Origin of the sequence: Psychromonas sp. 14N.309.X.WAT.B.A12 (assembly GCF_030397575.1) — a bacterium.
Classification (GTDB): Bacteria; Pseudomonadota; Gammaproteobacteria; order Enterobacterales; family Psychromonadaceae; genus Psychromonas.
The window spans coordinates 80,319-96,565 of the sequence record NZ_JAPNXS010000008.1; the positions used below are offsets into that span (position 1 = coordinate 80,319).

A 16,247-nucleotide genomic window follows, 5' to 3' on the forward strand; every position below is an offset into this window, starting at 1 on the left:
GTATTATTCAGTAAAATTTACGATTTAAAATGATCCAAACCACCAAAATAAGGGTAATTTCGGTAAACATTATGGAAACAGAAATAGAAATTAAGTTTTTTTTCAATGCACACTTTGCCGATGAATTATTGCATAAAATCAGCCAATACACGGTAATTTCCCATAAAAATCAAATGTTATACAACGTTTATTTTGAAACACCTACACGTGCGTTAAGATCAATGGACATGGGCTTGCGAGTTAGGCGTATTGATGGTCAGTGCACACAAACCATTAAAACATCAGGTCGTGTTATTGGTGGTTTGCATCAACGACCTGAATATAATGAAGCGATAGACGGTTTAGAGCCACAATTAGCGCTATTTAATAAGAAAATTTGGCCTGAAGGTTGTGATATTGAACAGTTACAAACTCAACTATCACCCTTGTTTAGTACTGATTTTAGACGTTTACATTGGTTATTAGAGATGGCTGATGGCACTTTGATCGAAGTCGCTTATGACTGCGGTAAAATAACAGCGACGCAAGAAGAAGCTGATATTTGTGAAATTGAGCTGGAGTTAGTGAAAGGTGATGAAGCGCAATTATTTGTATTAGGCAAAGATATTGCCTCATTGCCACAAGTTCGTTTAGGTAATGTGAGTAAAGCGCAACGTGGCTATATGTTGAATGAAGGTGCGAGTTTTGCTGTCAAGCCTATCGACTTTTCTGATTTACAGCCGGAAATGGATTTAAAAGAAGCCTTGTCTGTGAATTTTCAACATGGCCTAAAACACCTTCAATACCATGAAAATTGCTATCTTGAAGGTGGAGACTTTAATGCGTTGGTTGAATTACAAAAAAGTATTATGTTTTTGCATCAAAATATTCACTTGTTCCATGATGCTGGTACTTCCTTTAAAGGTTATAGCTGGGTAGAGGACTTACAATGGTTAGCAAGAAGCTTCTCATGGGTGGATGAGCGCTTGGTATTTCAAAAGCTATTAGAAAATAAAGCCTATTACATTCGTAAGTTACCGAAACTAAAGCAACTTCAAAAGAATCTACGTTTAGCAGAGCAAGCTTTACCGAGTGAAGAAGATATCTTCAACATGTTGCATAGTTCGCGCTATTGCCATTTTGTATTAGGGTTAACTGAGTGGTTAATTAAACTAGAAAAGACGGCTCAGAAAGAGCAAAACTCAGACTCCCTATTATCTTTCTCAGATAAAGTATTAACCGAGGGGTGGTCTAAATTAAAAGCTGAATTATCTGCAGAGCCAATATTAACGATTGAAAACCTATTACAGCATCAAGGGTTATTAGCGACGAACTTAATGACTGGGTTTAGTTTTGGTAATCTATTTGATGCACAGCGTAGTGTTGAGTATTGCTATCCATGGTTAGATATTTACCAAGGAATGCAGGAGCTTTCAATGTTAGACGCTATCTATGAACAGGCGCTCGAAGAGGAAGATAATGAAATTAGAAATGAATACTTAAAGTGGGTGAAACGTAAACAGTATTCATTGTTAAGTGCCATCGAGCAATCTAAACAATATGCGGTTGCGAATGAAATGTACTGGTTAGAGTCTGAGCACTAAATTTTCTCCGTAACAGGGAGAAGTGAGCCTTATAATAGTGAGTGGATCACAATCCCTTTATATTTACTCCTAATTGGATAATTTTTTCGGTAGATTAAGCTAATGTTTTGAATCTAAAGGCCGAGAACCTATTCATGGTTATCTTCCTTTACTTTATGGCAATCAGATTAACTTAATATGATTGCCATTATTTACTTACATTTGAGCGATTTTATGGAAAAAATACAATTAAACGGTTTAGAAAAACAACTCGTTAATACTTCTGCATTAAGTAAAGGTATTCTTTTATTTGTATTGGGTGCAGTCGTTGCGCTGATACTTAGTCAATTTTTTTCGTTTAGCCTGATCCCTGTTTTTATTCTGTTATTTTTATTAAGTCTTTTTGTTGTTTGGCAGGACTACTGCAATCAAAAGCAGTTATCGGTATTACAGAGCTATCTTCAAGATCCGGACTTATCTCAACCAGAACAATTAAAAGGCGTTTTTTCACAATTGTATTTTTTTGCCAGTAACCAAGCTGCTGGCGCTAACCAACAAAGTGAAGCAGATAAAAATACCCTAGGAAAATTGCATGAAGTCACTGAGCAATTTGGCTCATGCATGGAAATGATCAACGATTCTATTGCCGAAGAGTTTGATCAAATAGAGTCATTAGCAACTGCGATGAATCAGATGACAGCTGCGGTACGTGAAGTTGAAGATAATGCTGAAAGTGCTTCTGCTTCTACATTAGAAGCCTCAATGGTTGCAGAGGAAGGGCGTCAAGCAGTTGATGCAACCATTGCCTCGATTAATTCTCTTTCTCGTAATATCGATGATTCAGCAACGGCAGTGAATAATGTTGAATCAAAAGTAGAAAGTATCGGTAGTGTTGTTGATACTATTCGTAGCATTTCAGACCAAACTAACTTACTGGCTTTAAATGCTGCAATTGAAGCGGCTCGTGCTGGTGAAGCAGGCCGAGGCTTTGCGGTTGTTGCCGATGAGGTGCGTAATCTAGCGAAACGTACTCAAGATGCAACTGTTGAGATTCAAGCGATGATTGAACTATTACAGCAAAGTGCACAGCAGGCAGTAGGATTAATGGACAGTAGTGTGAAAGAAGCGGAAGTTGGAGTAACTGAAGTAACGAAAGCTGGCATTAAGTTATCGGATATTGTAGGTAAAGTAAGCCACATCTCAGACTTAAACTACCAAATCGCATCAGCGGCTAAAGAGCAAGCTACTGTTGCCGATGACATTAATACCAATCTCGTTCAGGTGAAAGAGATAGTCGAAGGTTCTGTAGTGGTGCTACAAGAAGTGACTGAAATGACTGATGAAATTTTAGGTTACACGGTGTTATTAGTGAAAAAATAGCGATTAGGTGTGAAAATAAGCACAATTTAACTGTGCTTGTTTTCAAGTTTATTGTAATGCATTGGTTGATTTCAATATCTATTCTGATATTGCTTACCTATTTATTCTGCTTGCTCAAAATATTCACTACCAGAGGCAAATTGTGTTAACTCTTCAACGACACACTTTTTGATATCTAACTGGTTTTCAGCAGGGATATTATAACGTAAGCCCAACTGTACATAATCATCGGCGCTTAAGCTTACGGTTAAACGAGGACGTTTTGGCTTTTTATGTGTTGGCAGTTCTAATAAATCTCGGATCTTTTCTGAAGGGCTAATCCCTTCATCTAACGCACTACGGCGAATGCTATATTGCAATTTGCTATCCATATCAAAAGCAATTTGTACTGCTTTGACTACTTTAGCCGATTGCTGCCATTTTTTAGGTAATTCACCGTTTGGCATGCTTACTCTCCTTTGATCCATAATTCTGCAATATCATTGGCAGGTCGAAAACTAGATAAATAAACGTCAGTATCACCATTTTCAAAAATGAAAATATCAATGCCTCGTAACTCTTTATTACCTTCAAGTGAAAAATATTGAAACTCTCTACCGTGGTTTTGATCAGTAAATTGCGGTGGTTGAGTATCACGATAGTCTGCTTGATGGATATAACCCGAGGTTTCAAAATCTTGTTGGATATATTCAGAGGCTAACATGTCACCGTAATTATGTTGTTCAGTAAGAGGCGTTAACCTGGCTTTACCAGGCGCTTCAAAAATCTCAGAAAATGCATCTAAATCAAATAAAGTCTCAACCTCTGCACGACTTAATAGCAAACTACATTTGATTAAGTTTTTAGGGTTCTTGGGAAAGCTTAAGTAAACCAATTTATCACTTGCACCTTGGCTAGTTAATTGAACATAGTGCTCATGTTGAAATTCAACAGTAGTGATATCAGTGACTTGTAATTGTTGTTTGCGCATTGCTTCCGGTAACGCAAAGCTATCACCAAAACAAAATATATCACCTTGTAATAATTGCTTAGGCTCATTAAGAATACGAGTAGGTGCTACGGGTTTCTTTTTAAATAGTGAAGATAGAAAGCTCATGGTGCTCCTTAAACAAGCAAGATTGGTACTATATACTATTTTATATGGCAAAAAACACGACGAGCAAGTGCAGGTCGTGTTTTGGATAGGGCTAAACTACAAAGCCCTTATTTTTTCTTTAAACGATCCAACACTGATTGTGCACTGGTTTGCTGTGCGCCAATGCCGGCATCTTGTAGTTTGCTTTTTAATGTTTGTTCTGGTGTTTCAGCCTCTAATTGCTCAGCTGCTTTTAGTTTATCATCAAACATAGCTTGTTTTTTCTTAATTCTTTCTAATGAATCTTTAGCATTCAATAGTTTAGAATTACTTGCTGAAAAGTTATCGGTAATCGCTGATGTTGCTTTTTGCACACTTTCAGTGGTCTTTACCATGGTTAACTGGCGTTTATATTCAGTTAATTGACGTTCACTTTTCTTGATCAGTTCTTTCAAACGATCTGCGCTACTTAAAAAGCTTTCGTTTGCTTGTTGTTGGTCAGCTGCACTGCTTTCTAATTCAGCTATTTTTTCTGCTACTTCAATCGCTAAGGCTTCATTACCTTGATTAAGCGCTTGCATTGCATAACCTTCGTGCTCTTTGATACTTGCTTGTAGTTGCGCTAATTCACGCGCTGCTTGCATCTGTTTTGCCATCACTTCAGTTAAGTCACGTTTTGCGATAGTGATATGTTTTTCAGAATCACGGATCTCTTGTTCAAAAATGCGTGTTGCGTTAGCGTCAACAATTGCTTCACCGGCTTCAGTTGCGCCACCACGTACTGCTGTAATAATCTTTTTAAATATGCTCATTATTCACTCCAAATTATTTTAAGTAACTATCCATTTCACTAATTACTTCAAGGCTATTATCGCTTAAAGTGACTAGTTCAAGCTCAATATCTTCAAGGCTTGAGTTAATAGATAGCGCGCCAAAAACAACATATTTGTTTTCGACTTTAGCAAAAGCTGATAACGGCATTGGAATGTTCATCTCTAACATTGCTTCCATCATATTCGCTTTCAGTTCAGTTTTAATCTCATCTTCACCCCACAAGTAGGCGATGCATAAAATTTGGTTATCACTAATAGAAACAAAAATAGGGATCTCTTCGCGACCAATGATTTCTACCTGTAGCACATCTATTTCGCCATTGATTGGTGTACAGTCAAAATTAAAGCCCGTTTCGGTATCGTCTGCTAACTTATTTAAATGGGTAGCAATAGTATGAATATTCATCGTGTTCCTTAACCATGTTTGACATTAAATGTCTTGTGACTATTAATTTAGTAGTCTTGTCATTATATGTCAATGGATTTATGTTTTTATTTATGCAAGTTGATCGTTCAACCTGCTGCGATAATGAACAAAGTCTTAATTGTGCATAATGATTATTAATAAGTCCGCTCTGTGACCAATATTATAATAATGCGGTGTTTAAATTAGTTTTCAATGATTAAATGTTGAAAACTACTGATCGGTTTCACAACAACTGTTAAGTTAATGAATGGTTTAACCTTTCTTTTAGGTACTTTATGTCTTTATTAATAGAAATCGCAGATAAACATTTTCTACAACTCAGTGAACGTTTGGACTTATCTTTTCTAAATGAACAACAGAAGCAGCAAGTATATGATTTATGTGCCTTGAGTGACTTTGTTGCTGAGTCATTAATAAAGCAGCCTAACTTGCTTGAAATACTTTTTGCCAGTGAGTTACTGCAGAGTGAAGATAGAAATACGTTAATACAAAGTGAGTTGCAAGCACAATTAGAGACAGTGCAAACCGAGCTTGAATTACATCAAACTTTACGATTATTTAGACGCAAGCATATGGTGGTGATTGCATGGCGAGAACTGTTAAACATAAGTTCGCTTCAAGAAAGCTTAGCGCAGACCTCCTTCCTTGCTGATCAACTGATACAACAAAGTACAGATTGGTTATATGAACGTCAGTGCAAAGAGCAAGGCACTCCAATTGGTGAATCTGGTGAACAGCAACGCTTATATATTTTTGCGATGGGTAAATTAGGTGGTCAAGAACTTAACTTTTCTTCTGATATTGACCTCATATTTGCTTATCCTGAAAAAGGTCATACTCAAGGTGGACGTAGACAGGTTGAAAACTCAGTTTTCTTCACAAAATTAGGTCAGCGTTTAATTGCTGCACTTCATCAAATCACTGTCGATGGTTTTGTCTATCGAGTGGATATGCGTTTACGTCCCTTTGGTGAATCCGGCCCCCTGGTGTCTAGCTTTAATTCTTTAGAAGACTATTACCAAACTCATGGTCGAGAGTGGGAACGTTATGCCATGGTAAAAGCGCGAGTATTGGGTAAAGAGGGACCTGATAAAGTTGCCTTAATAGCGATGTTGCGGCCTTTTGTATTTAGGCGTTATATTGACTTCAGTGCAATAGATTCTTTACGAAAAATGAAAGCAATGATCAGTGCTGAAGTGCGAAGAAAGGGCTTAAAAGATAACATTAAATTAGGAATGGGTGGGATCCGTGAAATTGAATTTGTGGTACAGGCTTTTCAATTAATTCATGGCGGTCGCAATATCGAATTACAGTGTAAAGGCTTAGAGCAAGCTTTGCAGGTGATTGCTGACTTAGAGATATTGCCACAACAACGAGTTGATTGTTTGCTAGCATCTTATCGATTTCTACGCACGGTGGAAAATGTTCTCCAACAAATAGGTGATCAACAAACTCAAACACTGCCAGATAATGAGTTAGATCGATTACGTTTAGTCACAGTATTAAAATTTGCAGATTGGCAAGGTTTTTATGCACACTTAACGCGAGTCATGGAGAAGGTAAATAATGAGTTTAATTGGGTGGTGGGTGAGTCTGAAGAGCAACACCATGAAGCAGAGCAAGCCTTTGTTGAAATTTGGGAGTTAGCACTTGCTAGCGAAGAGATGGAGCCTCTCTTATCTGACAGTGTTACCTGTGAGCAGGTCACAACAACACAAATAACCCATTTCGCTAAGATGATTGTTTCGCTTAAGCAAGATATGAGTCGTCGTCCAATCGGGCCAAGAGGACAAGAGACGATTGATAAGTTATTGCCGAGAATCATCGCTTTGATATGTGAGTATCCTCAACCAGATCAATTGTTTGATCGTATCCATCACCTACTCATCAAGATCATGCGTCGAACCGCTTATTTAGAATTATTAAATGAGAATGAAGGTGCATTAAAGCAATTATTGAAGCTATGTTCGGAGAGTTATCGTGTCTCTGAACAATTGGCTCGTCATCCTATTTTGTTAGATGAGCTATTAGACCCTGCAAAGCTTTACCATCCTACAGGTTTAGATAACTATCGTAGTGAGTTACAGCAGTTTATGTTACGTATTCCCGAAGAGGATATGGAGCAACAGATGGAAGCATTACGTCAGTTTAAACAGATGCAATTTTTGCATATTGCCACTGCGGATATTGCCAAAGGTATTAAATTACCGCAGGTTAGTGATCATCTGACTGCCTTGAGCGAAGCAATTTTGGACTATGTGGTACAGATAGCGTGGACGCAGATTACTGATAAATTTGGTTTTCCTAGTAATGTTGTAGGGACTGACCGTAAAGGCTTTGCTGTCATTGCTTACGGAAAAATGGGTGGGTTTGAGTTAGGTTATGGTTCCGATCTTGATGTGGTGTTTTTACATGATACGCATATTGCTGGTGAGACCAGTGGCAGTCGTCCTATTGATAATCGTTTATTCTACTTTCGTTTAGCACAACGCATTATCCACTTGTTTAGCTCGCGAACTAACTCTGGAATATTGTATGAAATTGATATGCGGTTACGCCCCTCCGGTAATGCAGGGCCATTAGTAGCCGGATTAGGTGGTTTCAAACGCTATCTAGTAGAAGAAGCATGGACATGGGAGCATCAAGCCTTAGTTCGCACTCGTCCAGTTTTTATTGATCAAGATATGCTAGAAGAGTTTAAGGCTATTCGTTGCCAAGTATTAAGTCAGGAACGAGATAAAGATAAATTGAGTAACGATGTTGTTGCGATGCGCAATAAAATGCGTACTCATTTAAATAGAGCAACTGCAGGGCAGTTTGACTTGAAACAATCGCCAGGAGGCATGGTTGATATTGAGTTTATTGCGCAATATCTCGTATTAGCATATGCACATCAACATCCAGAGTTGCTCACACAATGGTCGGATAACTTACGTATTTTTAATGCCTGCCGAGAGGCTGGATTATTAACTGAAAAGCAAACGACACAATTGAGTAATGCCTATTGTCATATTCGAGATACAGCACACCGTTTAACGTTAGGTAAAGAAGCTCGTATCACAGTGGTGGATCAATTTGCTGAAGAAAGAGAATGGGTAGTGGCAATTTGGAAACAGCTTTTTAATCAGTAATAAGAAAGTTTTGAAAATTCTGAGTAAAGCTAACTATTGTCGTTAGCTTTACTCATTATAGAAAGACTATTTATAAAACGAGGCTTCGCCTTCAGGGCGGGTTTTAAAACGACGATGTAACCACATATATTGGTCGTCACACTCCTTCACCATTTTTTCAATCTCTTGATTGGTACGAGTCGTATCAGCAATAACATCATTACTTGGGAAATCCACAAGCGGAGGATTAAAGATAAGCTCATAGCCTTCAGTGCCAGGTAAACGTTTTAAAAATAAAGGAATTACTACGCTGTTTTTAACGCGAGCTAAGGTACTGGTGCCAGAAACCGTATTCGCTTTCTCCACATTAAAAAACGGTGCGAAGACACTGCTTTTATGTCTGCCGTAGTCATGGTCTGGTGCATACCATAATGATTGGCCAGTTTTTAACACACGTAGCATCGCTTTGAAGTCTTTACGATCTAACATCGCTTTATGTTCACGACTACGACCTCGGTAAAACCAATAATCTAAAACTTGATTGCTGTTTTTTCTATAAACTGGATAGCACGGGTGTATTAATCCCAATGCTCGCGCTCCCATTTCTAAGGTTAAGAAATGGGCCCCTAAAAAGATAATACCTTGGTCTTGTCGCATTGCGTGTTCAAGGTTATCTAAACCTCGTACACTTAATAGACCACGTACACGCCAAGTAGGCCAAAACCATGCCATGCCCATTTCAAACAAAGCAATACCAGTATTCTCAAAATTGGTTTTAACCTTGGCGTCAACCTCCTCTTCACTTAATTCTGGAAAGCATAGTTCAAGATTACGACGAGCGGTATGGAAACGTTGCTTCGCAAAGGGAATTGAAATACGGCCTACCAATCTACCGAGTTTAAGTAGAGTGGAATAAGGAAGCAATGAGGATAAAAATAAAGCACAAATGCCTAACCAAGATAGCCAATATCGAGGGTGAATAAAACTCAGTTTTAGTGTATATGCTTCCATAAATTGCTCTCTATTTTCAGGAGGATTTATTCTACCGATTATTACTTCAAATGACTATTTTGTAGCTGAATATTTTAAGTGAGTTAGTATATACTCTATTTTATTTTTGATTATTTTAGGTCTAAAATGTTGAGAGCAAAGCGTTTTTACTTTTTTGATTTTATCTTTTTTAGCATAATGATGGCGTTAATTATTGCCATTTTTATTGTGATGTCAGACGATGAAAGCCAAAGACAGCAACGTAAATTAGTAGAAAGAACTGTATATAACAGTTTTATGTCGACACTTGCTCAAACCAAATCCAACGCAACATTACTGTTTGAATTGCAATATGGAAATCAGGCTGTTGCAATGCTTTTAGATCAAGCGAATCAAGCAAAAGAGTCGCCCGAAAAATTACAAGAAGTAACCGAACAGCTAAATCAGAGCCTGCAACCTCAGTTTAAAATCAGCCGTAAAAAATTTCCTTTCCAGCAAATATATCTGACTAACAGTCAATTGTTACTTCATTTGGATCAACAAGGGGCTTCTGATGTTCAGCTTGCTAATAATAAAATTGGTTTGGAAAAAGTCATTAAAAAACATAAACCTTTTTCTGGATTGTCCTTAAAGAATGGGCGTTATGTATATCGATATTTCTTCCCTGTTTTCAATGCTTCTAATGAATTTATTGCGGTTGTTGAGTTATCCCTTCCCTTGGCAAAAATACAAAACTCTTTAGCTGATGGGAGCGAGGTTACGTCTCAATATTTGTGGGCAAAAAGACCTTTATTAGCGGTAACACGAAAAAATAATATTTATCGGAACACGCCTCTATCGAAGAGTTTTTTAATTAGTCTTAATCGAGGCAATGAAGATACAGATAAAGCGACCTTATCCGATGAAGACTTAACAGAATTAAAAAGTAAATTAACTGCTGAGCAGAGTGCAAAGTTATTACAGCTCAAACGTTTCTCTTTTAATACGAAGATTAATGGGCGTGATGGCGTGGTTATGTTTATGCCTATTAGCAATATATATGGTTACCACGTTGGGGGGCTAGTGACCTTTATGCCGACGATGAAACTCTATATCTCTAGTGCAGAATTTAATGTTATTACATTTATTTTAGCCTTGTTGTTAGTTGTTATCTTTTTATATGCACTGAAAAAATCAGCCCACTTATATCAAATAAAAGTGTCATTTCAGCGATTTTTAGATGCCATGCCATTTCCTATTTATCTTAAAAACAATAACAATCAATATTGTGGTGCCAATAAAGCTTTTTGTGAATTTTTTGCACTAAGTAAAAGGAAACTATTTAATCGAGATGCTAGTTATGATCATGATTTTGAAGCTTTTAAGGTCCCAATGTCTGACGTCGAAGAAGCTGGTGGGTATCTTGAAGTTGAATCTGAAAAAGTTAAAGGTGATGAAGATTTAACTTATAAAATGTACTGTTTTTCAATGGCTGAACAGGGGATGCCTAAGCAAGGTTTTGTTGGCTATATTAATGATGTCAGTAATTATAAGTCTCTTAATAAAAAGCTAAAATCCTCTTTATTTGATCAATCCCAGTTTATGGATATTCTGCCGTTTGGCGTGAGGATATTTAATTTAGAAGGGCATGTAACTTACGTTAATAAAGCATTGAGGATGATTAATGGCGGGGTTACTAATGAATTCTTAAGCAGTGATTGTGAAGCGGTATTTAGTTGTATGGAGTGTCATACGAGTGTTTGTGCACTACATAAAAGTCGGATATTAAAGGCTCCACAACGTATCGAAACTATCAAACATAATGATCAAGGCGAAGCATTTACTTATGAAGTCAGTTACCACCCTTATTATACAGTAGATAAAAAGATTCAAGGTGTTGTGGAGTTAACTAACGATATCACCATTAACAAGTCACTATTAGATAAGAATCATGAATTAGTACTAAGTGATGAGTTGACCGGAGTATTAAATTACCGTGGTTTAATCAATGCCGGCGAGAACTATTTCCGTCTTGCAGCACGAGCGAAGAAACCCTTTTTTGTATTGTATCTAAATATTATAGGGCTTAATAAAATAAGCGCAGAGCATGGTACTGCTGCAAGTGAAAAGTTAATTACGTGTTTTGCTGAACTATTAAAAGATACATTCCGTGAAACAGATATTATTGCGCGCATCGGTAATGACGAGTTTGTTGTTTTAATGAATGATAGTGAATACGAGGTGATTGACTCAGGGAAGTTTGCACGTTTAGATGAGGCAATTAAAAGATTTAATGTAGAGGCTGATTTAGCCTATCGTTTAGTATGTGACACTGGCATTGTTGAATATAAATCAGCGATTCATGATGACTTATCTGCCTTGATTAAAGAAGCTGAGCAAGTGGTTTATGAGCAAGGCATTAGGCGTGGTTTAGGCAATTAATCCTCGTTTTAATAAACTGTCTTTAAAGTGTTGTTGAGTAACTTTCAGCGTGTTCACACCTTTTAGTGCTGGCCAAGGTAGATAATGTAGTGGAAGTTTGAAACTTGTTAGCTGTTGGCTAAGGTAGTGCTCTAATTGCTTACAATATTGCCTAAAGTAAGTTGAGTCTATCTCAGTAAATGCAACAAAAAGGGCAAGGCGTTGCCCATATTGTGGATCTTGAATTGGGTAGATATAGGCGTTTTCTACATTATTATGTTGTAAGCAAAGTGTTTCTATCTCTTCGGGCTGTATATTTTCTCCACCACTAATAAATTGCCTGTCTTTTCTTCCCGAAATAATTAATTGATTACCTTGTAATTGCCCACAATCACCGCAACTTAACCATTTTTGTGGTGGGATTGTGAGCAATTTGTTTTCCTCAAAATAGCCAATAAAGCGTGTTTTTCCACGCAAGAATATCTCATTGTTTTCTATTTTCACCTGTCGATAGGGCAGTATTGTCAATTGGTTATTCTTATTTGACGTCGCTACTTGGGAAGCCATTTCAGTACAGCCATAACTGAGGTGATAGGTAAATGAGCGTATTGCTAATGCGTTTAATAATGTCTCTGAGAAAGCACTGCCACCCAATAAGAGGTGTTTAATCTTGGTCTTTTGTGGAGAAAACCTAGCGTCTTTTAATAAGCGTATTAATTGAGTAGACACTAAGGAAAGGTGAGTTATCTTTCTGTCATATATGAGGTCATAACTGAGTGGTTGATGGCTTAACTCAAGGGTAGCGCCTGCGATAATAGTTCGTATTACTGTAGCGTAACCACTAACATGAAAAAGTGGTAGCGATAGTAAATTATGATCTTTGTTTTGCAGTGGGATTAAGCTTTGTGAACCTAATGCACTGAAAAAGTGATTCTGGTAATGGTGCACAATCGCTTTTGGAAAACCACTACTGCCTGAGGTGAAAATAATATTGCAGGGCTGAAGGGAATCAATACTTAACGCCGTTGATTGCTTGCTAGGTAAAGGGGAAAAAGCGAAATTGATAGTTATTGTTTTTAATCCTTCGTGGCAAGAATCATCTTCTACCCAGCAATAAGGGCTGTTTAGTACTGTTAATCTCTGTTGTATTTCTGTATCAGTAAAGCGGGGGTTTAAAGGGCAGAATAACCAGCCTGTGCGTAAGCATAATAGTTGTAACAATAGTAATTGCAGACCGTTACTTGCAATGCAAATGAGTCTATTAGCTTCAGATTTATCTGTTTTTGTTTGGTATGAAACTAATGTTGTTTGTTGCTCTAGTTGTTCAGCCAGTAGGGTCAATTGATTATCTAGTTGTTGGTAAGTTAACGGTTGTTGATCATCTTGTATTGCTATTTGCTGCCCCTGATTGATTGCATGATAACGAACTGGACATTGATCGATTAAAGTTACCATAAGCGTTTCGCCTTTTTTAAGTAAGCCTCAAGTTGAGCCCTTGTACTTATTATTCGATGCTGAATGTCTTCAGTAAACGCTTGTTGTGTGTCTAAGCCTAACGCAATATTAAGCTGTGTTTGTTGTTGCCAGTGTTGTGCTAAAGCTCGCAGTTGGTTAAGGGCAATAGGGGACTCAAAGCATGCACTGATAGTCACTTGCAGATTATATTGCTGTGCATGAATCAGTAGGTCATTGATACGATCAGGATCGCCAATTAAAGTTGGCTTAAGTACCAATGCTTTAATGCTACTATCAATAGGTAAGGTTACGGCAGTTAAGAGACTCTCATCTAACCCTAAACGACTCTCATATCGTTGGGCGACTCTTATATTATCTGCCATTGACTGAGTTGGCTCTTCTATATAATCAATATGTTGCGCGTTAATATTTTTTAGAAAAAAACATAGGTTTGTTTATCCCATTGCTGATTTGCATCCAATCTAAAACGTATCTTAGGGTTCACTTTGATTAACGCTTTGATCAGTTGAACCTCTTTTTGCACTGTTAGTCTGCCGACTTTTAATTTAGCTACATTGGGATTATTCAATACTTTATATCGCTGGATAATGTCAGCAGGCTTACCTTGGAATAGGGCAATACTTTGTTGATCAAGGCTGGGAAGAGTTTGCCATGGAATTTGTTGTAATAAACAGTGTATTGCAAATTGCACACTAGGCAGTGTTTGTAGGGTCTCTATTTGCTGTTTGGTGATTGTTGAGTTGTGCAATAGTGCTAATAAGTAGTCTTCACAATCCTCCAATGTTTCATGACTAAAGCCAGGTAAAGGCGCAATTTCACCGATTGAATAATCACCAGCGGCTGTTTGTTTCACTAACCATAAACCCTGTCGTTGTGTGAGTTGGTGGCCGTTAAAGTTGATTGGCTTTTGCAGAGGCAATGAAAAGCGATACAAGCTTAAGCACTTATTTGTGTTTTTAAATAATGTCTTAAGCTTGTTGGTATACATTGTGAACCCCTTGATCTTTTTAACAGTTATACACTGCTTAAGATTAGGAGATCTTGATAAGGATCACTCTTCGCCATGGTAGGCAGTCCCTGTGTAATCATCAAAACGAGAATAACGTCCTTGGAAGGTTAAGCGAACCTTACCGATTGGACCGTTACGCTGTTTACCTATGATGATCTCTGCAATGCCCTTATGTTCACTGTCTTCGTGATAAACCTCATCACGGTAAATAAACATGATTAAATCGGCATCCTGCTCAATTGCGCCTGATTCACGTAAATCTGAGTTAATCGGGCGTTTATCTGCACGTTGCTCTAGACCACGGTTTAGCTGAGATAGTGCGATAACCGGACAGCGCAGTTCTTTGGCTAATGCTTTCAAAGAGCGAGATATCTCAGAGATCTCTAAAGTACGGTTTTCACTTAATGAAGGAACGCGCATTAATTGCAGGTAATCGACCATGATCATACTGACACCGCCATGGTCACGAGCAATACGTCGTGCTCGTGAGCGCAGCTCGGTAGGGGTTAAGCCTGAACTATCATCAATAAACATTTTACCTCTATCCAATAAGATAGACATAGTTGAAGACAGTGATGCCCAGTCGTTCTCATCAAGTTGACCAGTACGGATTTTACCTTGGTCGATACGACCCAATGATGCCAACATACGGTTCATGATCTGATCCGCAGGCATCTCTAATGAGAAGATAATCGTTGGTTTGTCGGCATTGAGGGCCGCATGCTCTGCTAAGTTCATAGCAAAGGTTGTTTTACCCATAGATGGACGGGCAGCAACTATGATTAAGTCACCGGGTTGGAAACCTGTAGTCATTTGGTCTAAATCGTTATAACCCGATGATAAACCAGTAATACCATCGCGTGGGTTTTTGCATAAATCATCAATTTTAGCGACCGTCTCTTTCAAGATGTCTTTGATCGCCTGTGGACCTTCATTTTTATTATTACGCGCTTCTGCTATTTGGAATACTTTGGTTTCAGCAAAGTCTAATAATTCTGAGCTATCGCGACCTTCTGTATCATAACCGGCTTCGGCAATATCATTAGCTACTCCGATTAACTCTCGGACAATGGCACGTTCACGTACAATATCCGCATAATTATTAATATTCGCGGCACTAGGTGTATTCTGTAATAGCTCAGCTAAGTAGGCGATGCCACCTATCCCTTCTAAGTCCTGTGTGTTTTCAAGTTTTTCAGACAGTGTCACGATATCAACAGGGATATCATCACTACTGAGTTTCTCAATGGTTGAAAATATTAGGCGATGAGCACGAGTATAAAAATCACGATCAACCACTCGCTCAGAAACATCAGACCAAGTATCGTTATCTAATAATAAGCCACCGATAACCGCTTGCTCAGCCTCAAAAGAGTGAGGAACCGTTTTGATCGGTGAGTTCATGGTGTTATTTTTTTGTTTGGTAAAAGCTGGCTTGTCCGCCATATTAAAATCCTAACGAGTGAAGTTGATTAAAAAAACAGAGTTTCTATCCAGATGTATGCGGTTAAGATCACGCTGACCAACACTGCTGCTGAACCCATGTCTTTAGCTCTGCCTGCTAGTTCATGGAACTCACTACCAATTCTATCCACTACTGCTTCAATAGCAGAATTGACCATTTCAAACATTAACATGAGTATGATTGGCAGTATGAGTAAAATACGTTCTACTTGAGTTACATCTATAAAAAACGCAGTTGGAATTAATATGCAAGTTAGCCATATCTCTTGTCGAAAAGCTGCTTCATGTTTATATGCACTTTTTAAACCGTTAGTAGAATAACCCAGTGCTAAACAGATGCGCTTTAATCCAGTGTTTTTTTGCATTGATAAATGAGCTCATTGGCATAAATTCAAGAAAGGTACTTTAACAAATAGACGGCCTTTGGTCATCATTTAGCTGTGTATTGCTGTGATTGATTTGTCAAAATAGCAGAACTGTTTTATCTATTTATACGCATCATTTGGGTATGTTAAACTACA

14 protein-coding genes are annotated in these 16,247 nt (G+C 37.9%); 4 read left to right on the forward strand and 10 right to left on the reverse strand.

Features of this window, described 5'->3' with window-relative positions; translation table 11 throughout:
• Positions 1-71: 71 nt before the first annotated feature.
• A complete protein-coding gene (locus tag OW492_RS11735) occupies positions 72-1,583 on the forward strand; it encodes a CYTH and CHAD domain-containing protein (RefSeq protein ID WP_290040152.1) in 1,512 nt (503 codons plus the stop codon).
• A 213-nt stretch (positions 1,584-1,796) separates the two neighbouring features.
• The gene (locus tag OW492_RS11740) at positions 1,797-2,942 is read left to right on the forward strand and encodes a methyl-accepting chemotaxis protein (protein WP_290040154.1); all 1,146 of its coding nucleotides are present in this window, start codon (positions 1,797-1,799) and stop codon (positions 2,940-2,942) included.
• A gap of 101 nt (positions 2,943-3,043) precedes the next feature.
• Here OW492_RS11740 and OW492_RS11745 read toward each other — a convergent pair whose 3' ends face one another.
• The 4 genes from OW492_RS11745 to OW492_RS11760 form a co-directional block, all read right to left on the reverse strand.
• Complete coding sequence (locus OW492_RS11745; RefSeq protein WP_290040156.1) at positions 3,044-3,388, reverse strand: hypothetical protein; 345 nt, start codon at positions 3,386-3,388, stop codon at positions 3,044-3,046.
• A gap of 2 nt (positions 3,389-3,390) precedes the next feature.
• Positions 3,391-4,038 (reverse strand): hypothetical protein, encoded by a 648-nt coding sequence (locus OW492_RS11750; RefSeq protein ID WP_290040158.1) that lies wholly within the window; start codon positions 4,036-4,038, stop codon positions 3,391-3,393.
• 107 nt (positions 4,039-4,145) lie between these two features.
• Positions 4,146-4,829, reverse strand: coding sequence for a PspA/IM30 family protein (locus tag OW492_RS11755; protein ID WP_290040159.1), 684 nt, complete (start codon positions 4,827-4,829; stop codon positions 4,146-4,148).
• A gap of 13 nt (positions 4,830-4,842) precedes the next feature.
• The gene (locus OW492_RS11760; protein ID WP_290040161.1) at positions 4,843-5,256 is read right to left on the reverse strand and encodes a YjfI family protein; all 414 of its coding nucleotides are present in this window, start codon (positions 5,254-5,256) and stop codon (positions 4,843-4,845) included.
• Positions 5,257-5,552: 296 nt separating this feature from the next.
• Between OW492_RS11760 and glnE the strand changes: the two genes are divergently transcribed.
• The gene (glnE, locus tag OW492_RS11765; RefSeq protein WP_290040162.1) at positions 5,553-8,408 is read left to right on the forward strand and encodes a bifunctional [glutamate--ammonia ligase]-adenylyl-L-tyrosine phosphorylase/[glutamate--ammonia-ligase] adenylyltransferase; all 2,856 of its coding nucleotides are present in this window, start codon (positions 5,553-5,555) and stop codon (positions 8,406-8,408) included.
• A gap of 66 nt (positions 8,409-8,474) precedes the next feature.
• Here glnE and lpxL read toward each other — a convergent pair whose 3' ends face one another.
• The gene (gene lpxL / locus OW492_RS11770; protein WP_290040163.1) at positions 8,475-9,398 is read right to left on the reverse strand and encodes an LpxL/LpxP family Kdo(2)-lipid IV(A) lauroyl/palmitoleoyl acyltransferase; all 924 of its coding nucleotides are present in this window, start codon (positions 9,396-9,398) and stop codon (positions 8,475-8,477) included.
• Between the two features lie 126 nt (positions 9,399-9,524).
• On the opposite strand from lpxL, the gene OW492_RS11775 reads away from it, so the two are divergent.
• Complete coding sequence (locus OW492_RS11775; RefSeq protein ID WP_290040164.1) at positions 9,525-11,798, forward strand: diguanylate cyclase; 2,274 nt, start codon at positions 9,525-9,527, stop codon at positions 11,796-11,798.
• Here the strand turns inward: OW492_RS11775 and OW492_RS11780 are convergent.
• From OW492_RS11780 to OW492_RS11800, 5 genes are all read right to left on the reverse strand, one after another.
• Entirely contained in the window at positions 11,787-13,232 is a 1,446-nt protein-coding gene (locus OW492_RS11780; RefSeq protein WP_290040165.1) for an AMP-binding protein, read from the reverse strand. The genes OW492_RS11775 and OW492_RS11780 overlap by 12 nt on opposite strands.
• On the reverse strand, positions 13,226-13,615 hold the full coding sequence (locus tag OW492_RS11785; protein WP_290040166.1) for a hypothetical protein: 390 nt from the start codon (positions 13,613-13,615) through the stop codon (positions 13,226-13,228). Before OW492_RS11785 ends, OW492_RS11780 begins: the two co-directional genes overlap by 7 nt.
• Before the next feature lie 50 nt (positions 13,616-13,665).
• Positions 13,666-14,241, reverse strand: coding sequence for a hypothetical protein (locus OW492_RS11790; RefSeq protein WP_290040167.1), 576 nt, complete (start codon positions 14,239-14,241; stop codon positions 13,666-13,668).
• Between the two features lie 63 nt (positions 14,242-14,304).
• Positions 14,305-15,708 (reverse strand): replicative DNA helicase, encoded by a 1,404-nt coding sequence (dnaB, locus tag OW492_RS11795; protein WP_290040169.1) that lies wholly within the window; start codon positions 15,706-15,708, stop codon positions 14,305-14,307.
• Between the two features lie 26 nt (positions 15,709-15,734).
• Positions 15,735-16,091 (reverse strand): diacylglycerol kinase, encoded by a 357-nt coding sequence (locus tag OW492_RS11800; protein WP_290040171.1) that lies wholly within the window; start codon positions 16,089-16,091, stop codon positions 15,735-15,737.
• Positions 16,092-16,247: the final 156 nt, after the last annotated feature.

Excerpts from the sequence above, each read along its gene's own strand:
- OW492_RS11735 (WP_290040152.1), top strand. The coding sequence starts at position 72 with ATGGAAACAGAAATAGAAATTAAGTTTTTTTTCAATGCACACTTTGCC.
- OW492_RS11760 (WP_290040161.1), bottom strand. The coding sequence starts at position 5,256 with ATGAATATTCATACTATTGCTACCCATTTAAATAAGTTAGCAGACGAT.
- OW492_RS11800 (WP_290040171.1), bottom strand. The coding sequence starts at position 16,091 with ATGCAAAAAAACACTGGATTAAAGCGCATCTGTTTAGCACTGGGTTAT.
- OW492_RS11790 (WP_290040167.1), bottom strand. The coding sequence starts at position 14,241 with ATGTATACCAACAAGCTTAAGACATTATTTAAAAACACAAATAAGTGC.
- OW492_RS11740 (WP_290040154.1), top strand. The coding sequence starts at position 1,797 with ATGGAAAAAATACAATTAAACGGTTTAGAAAAACAACTCGTTAATACT.
- OW492_RS11780 (WP_290040165.1), bottom strand. The coding sequence starts at position 13,232 with ATGGTAACTTTAATCGATCAATGTCCAGTTCGTTATCATGCAATCAAT.
- lpxL (WP_290040163.1), bottom strand. The coding sequence starts at position 9,398 with ATGGAAGCATATACACTAAAACTGAGTTTTATTCACCCTCGATATTGG.
- OW492_RS11755 (WP_290040159.1), bottom strand. The coding sequence starts at position 4,829 with ATGAGCATATTTAAAAAGATTATTACAGCAGTACGTGGTGGCGCAACT.
- OW492_RS11745 (WP_290040156.1), bottom strand. The coding sequence starts at position 3,388 with ATGCCAAACGGTGAATTACCTAAAAAATGGCAGCAATCGGCTAAAGTA.
- OW492_RS11775 (WP_290040164.1), top strand. The coding sequence starts at position 9,525 with ATGTTGAGAGCAAAGCGTTTTTACTTTTTTGATTTTATCTTTTTTAGC.
- OW492_RS11750 (WP_290040158.1), bottom strand. The coding sequence starts at position 4,038 with ATGAGCTTTCTATCTTCACTATTTAAAAAGAAACCCGTAGCACCTACT.
- glnE (WP_290040162.1), top strand. The coding sequence starts at position 5,553 with ATGTCTTTATTAATAGAAATCGCAGATAAACATTTTCTACAACTCAGT.
- OW492_RS11785 (WP_290040166.1), bottom strand. The coding sequence starts at position 13,615 with ATGGCAGATAATATAAGAGTCGCCCAACGATATGAGAGTCGTTTAGGG.
- dnaB (WP_290040169.1), bottom strand. The coding sequence starts at position 15,708 with ATGGCGGACAAGCCAGCTTTTACCAAACAAAAAAATAACACCATGAAC.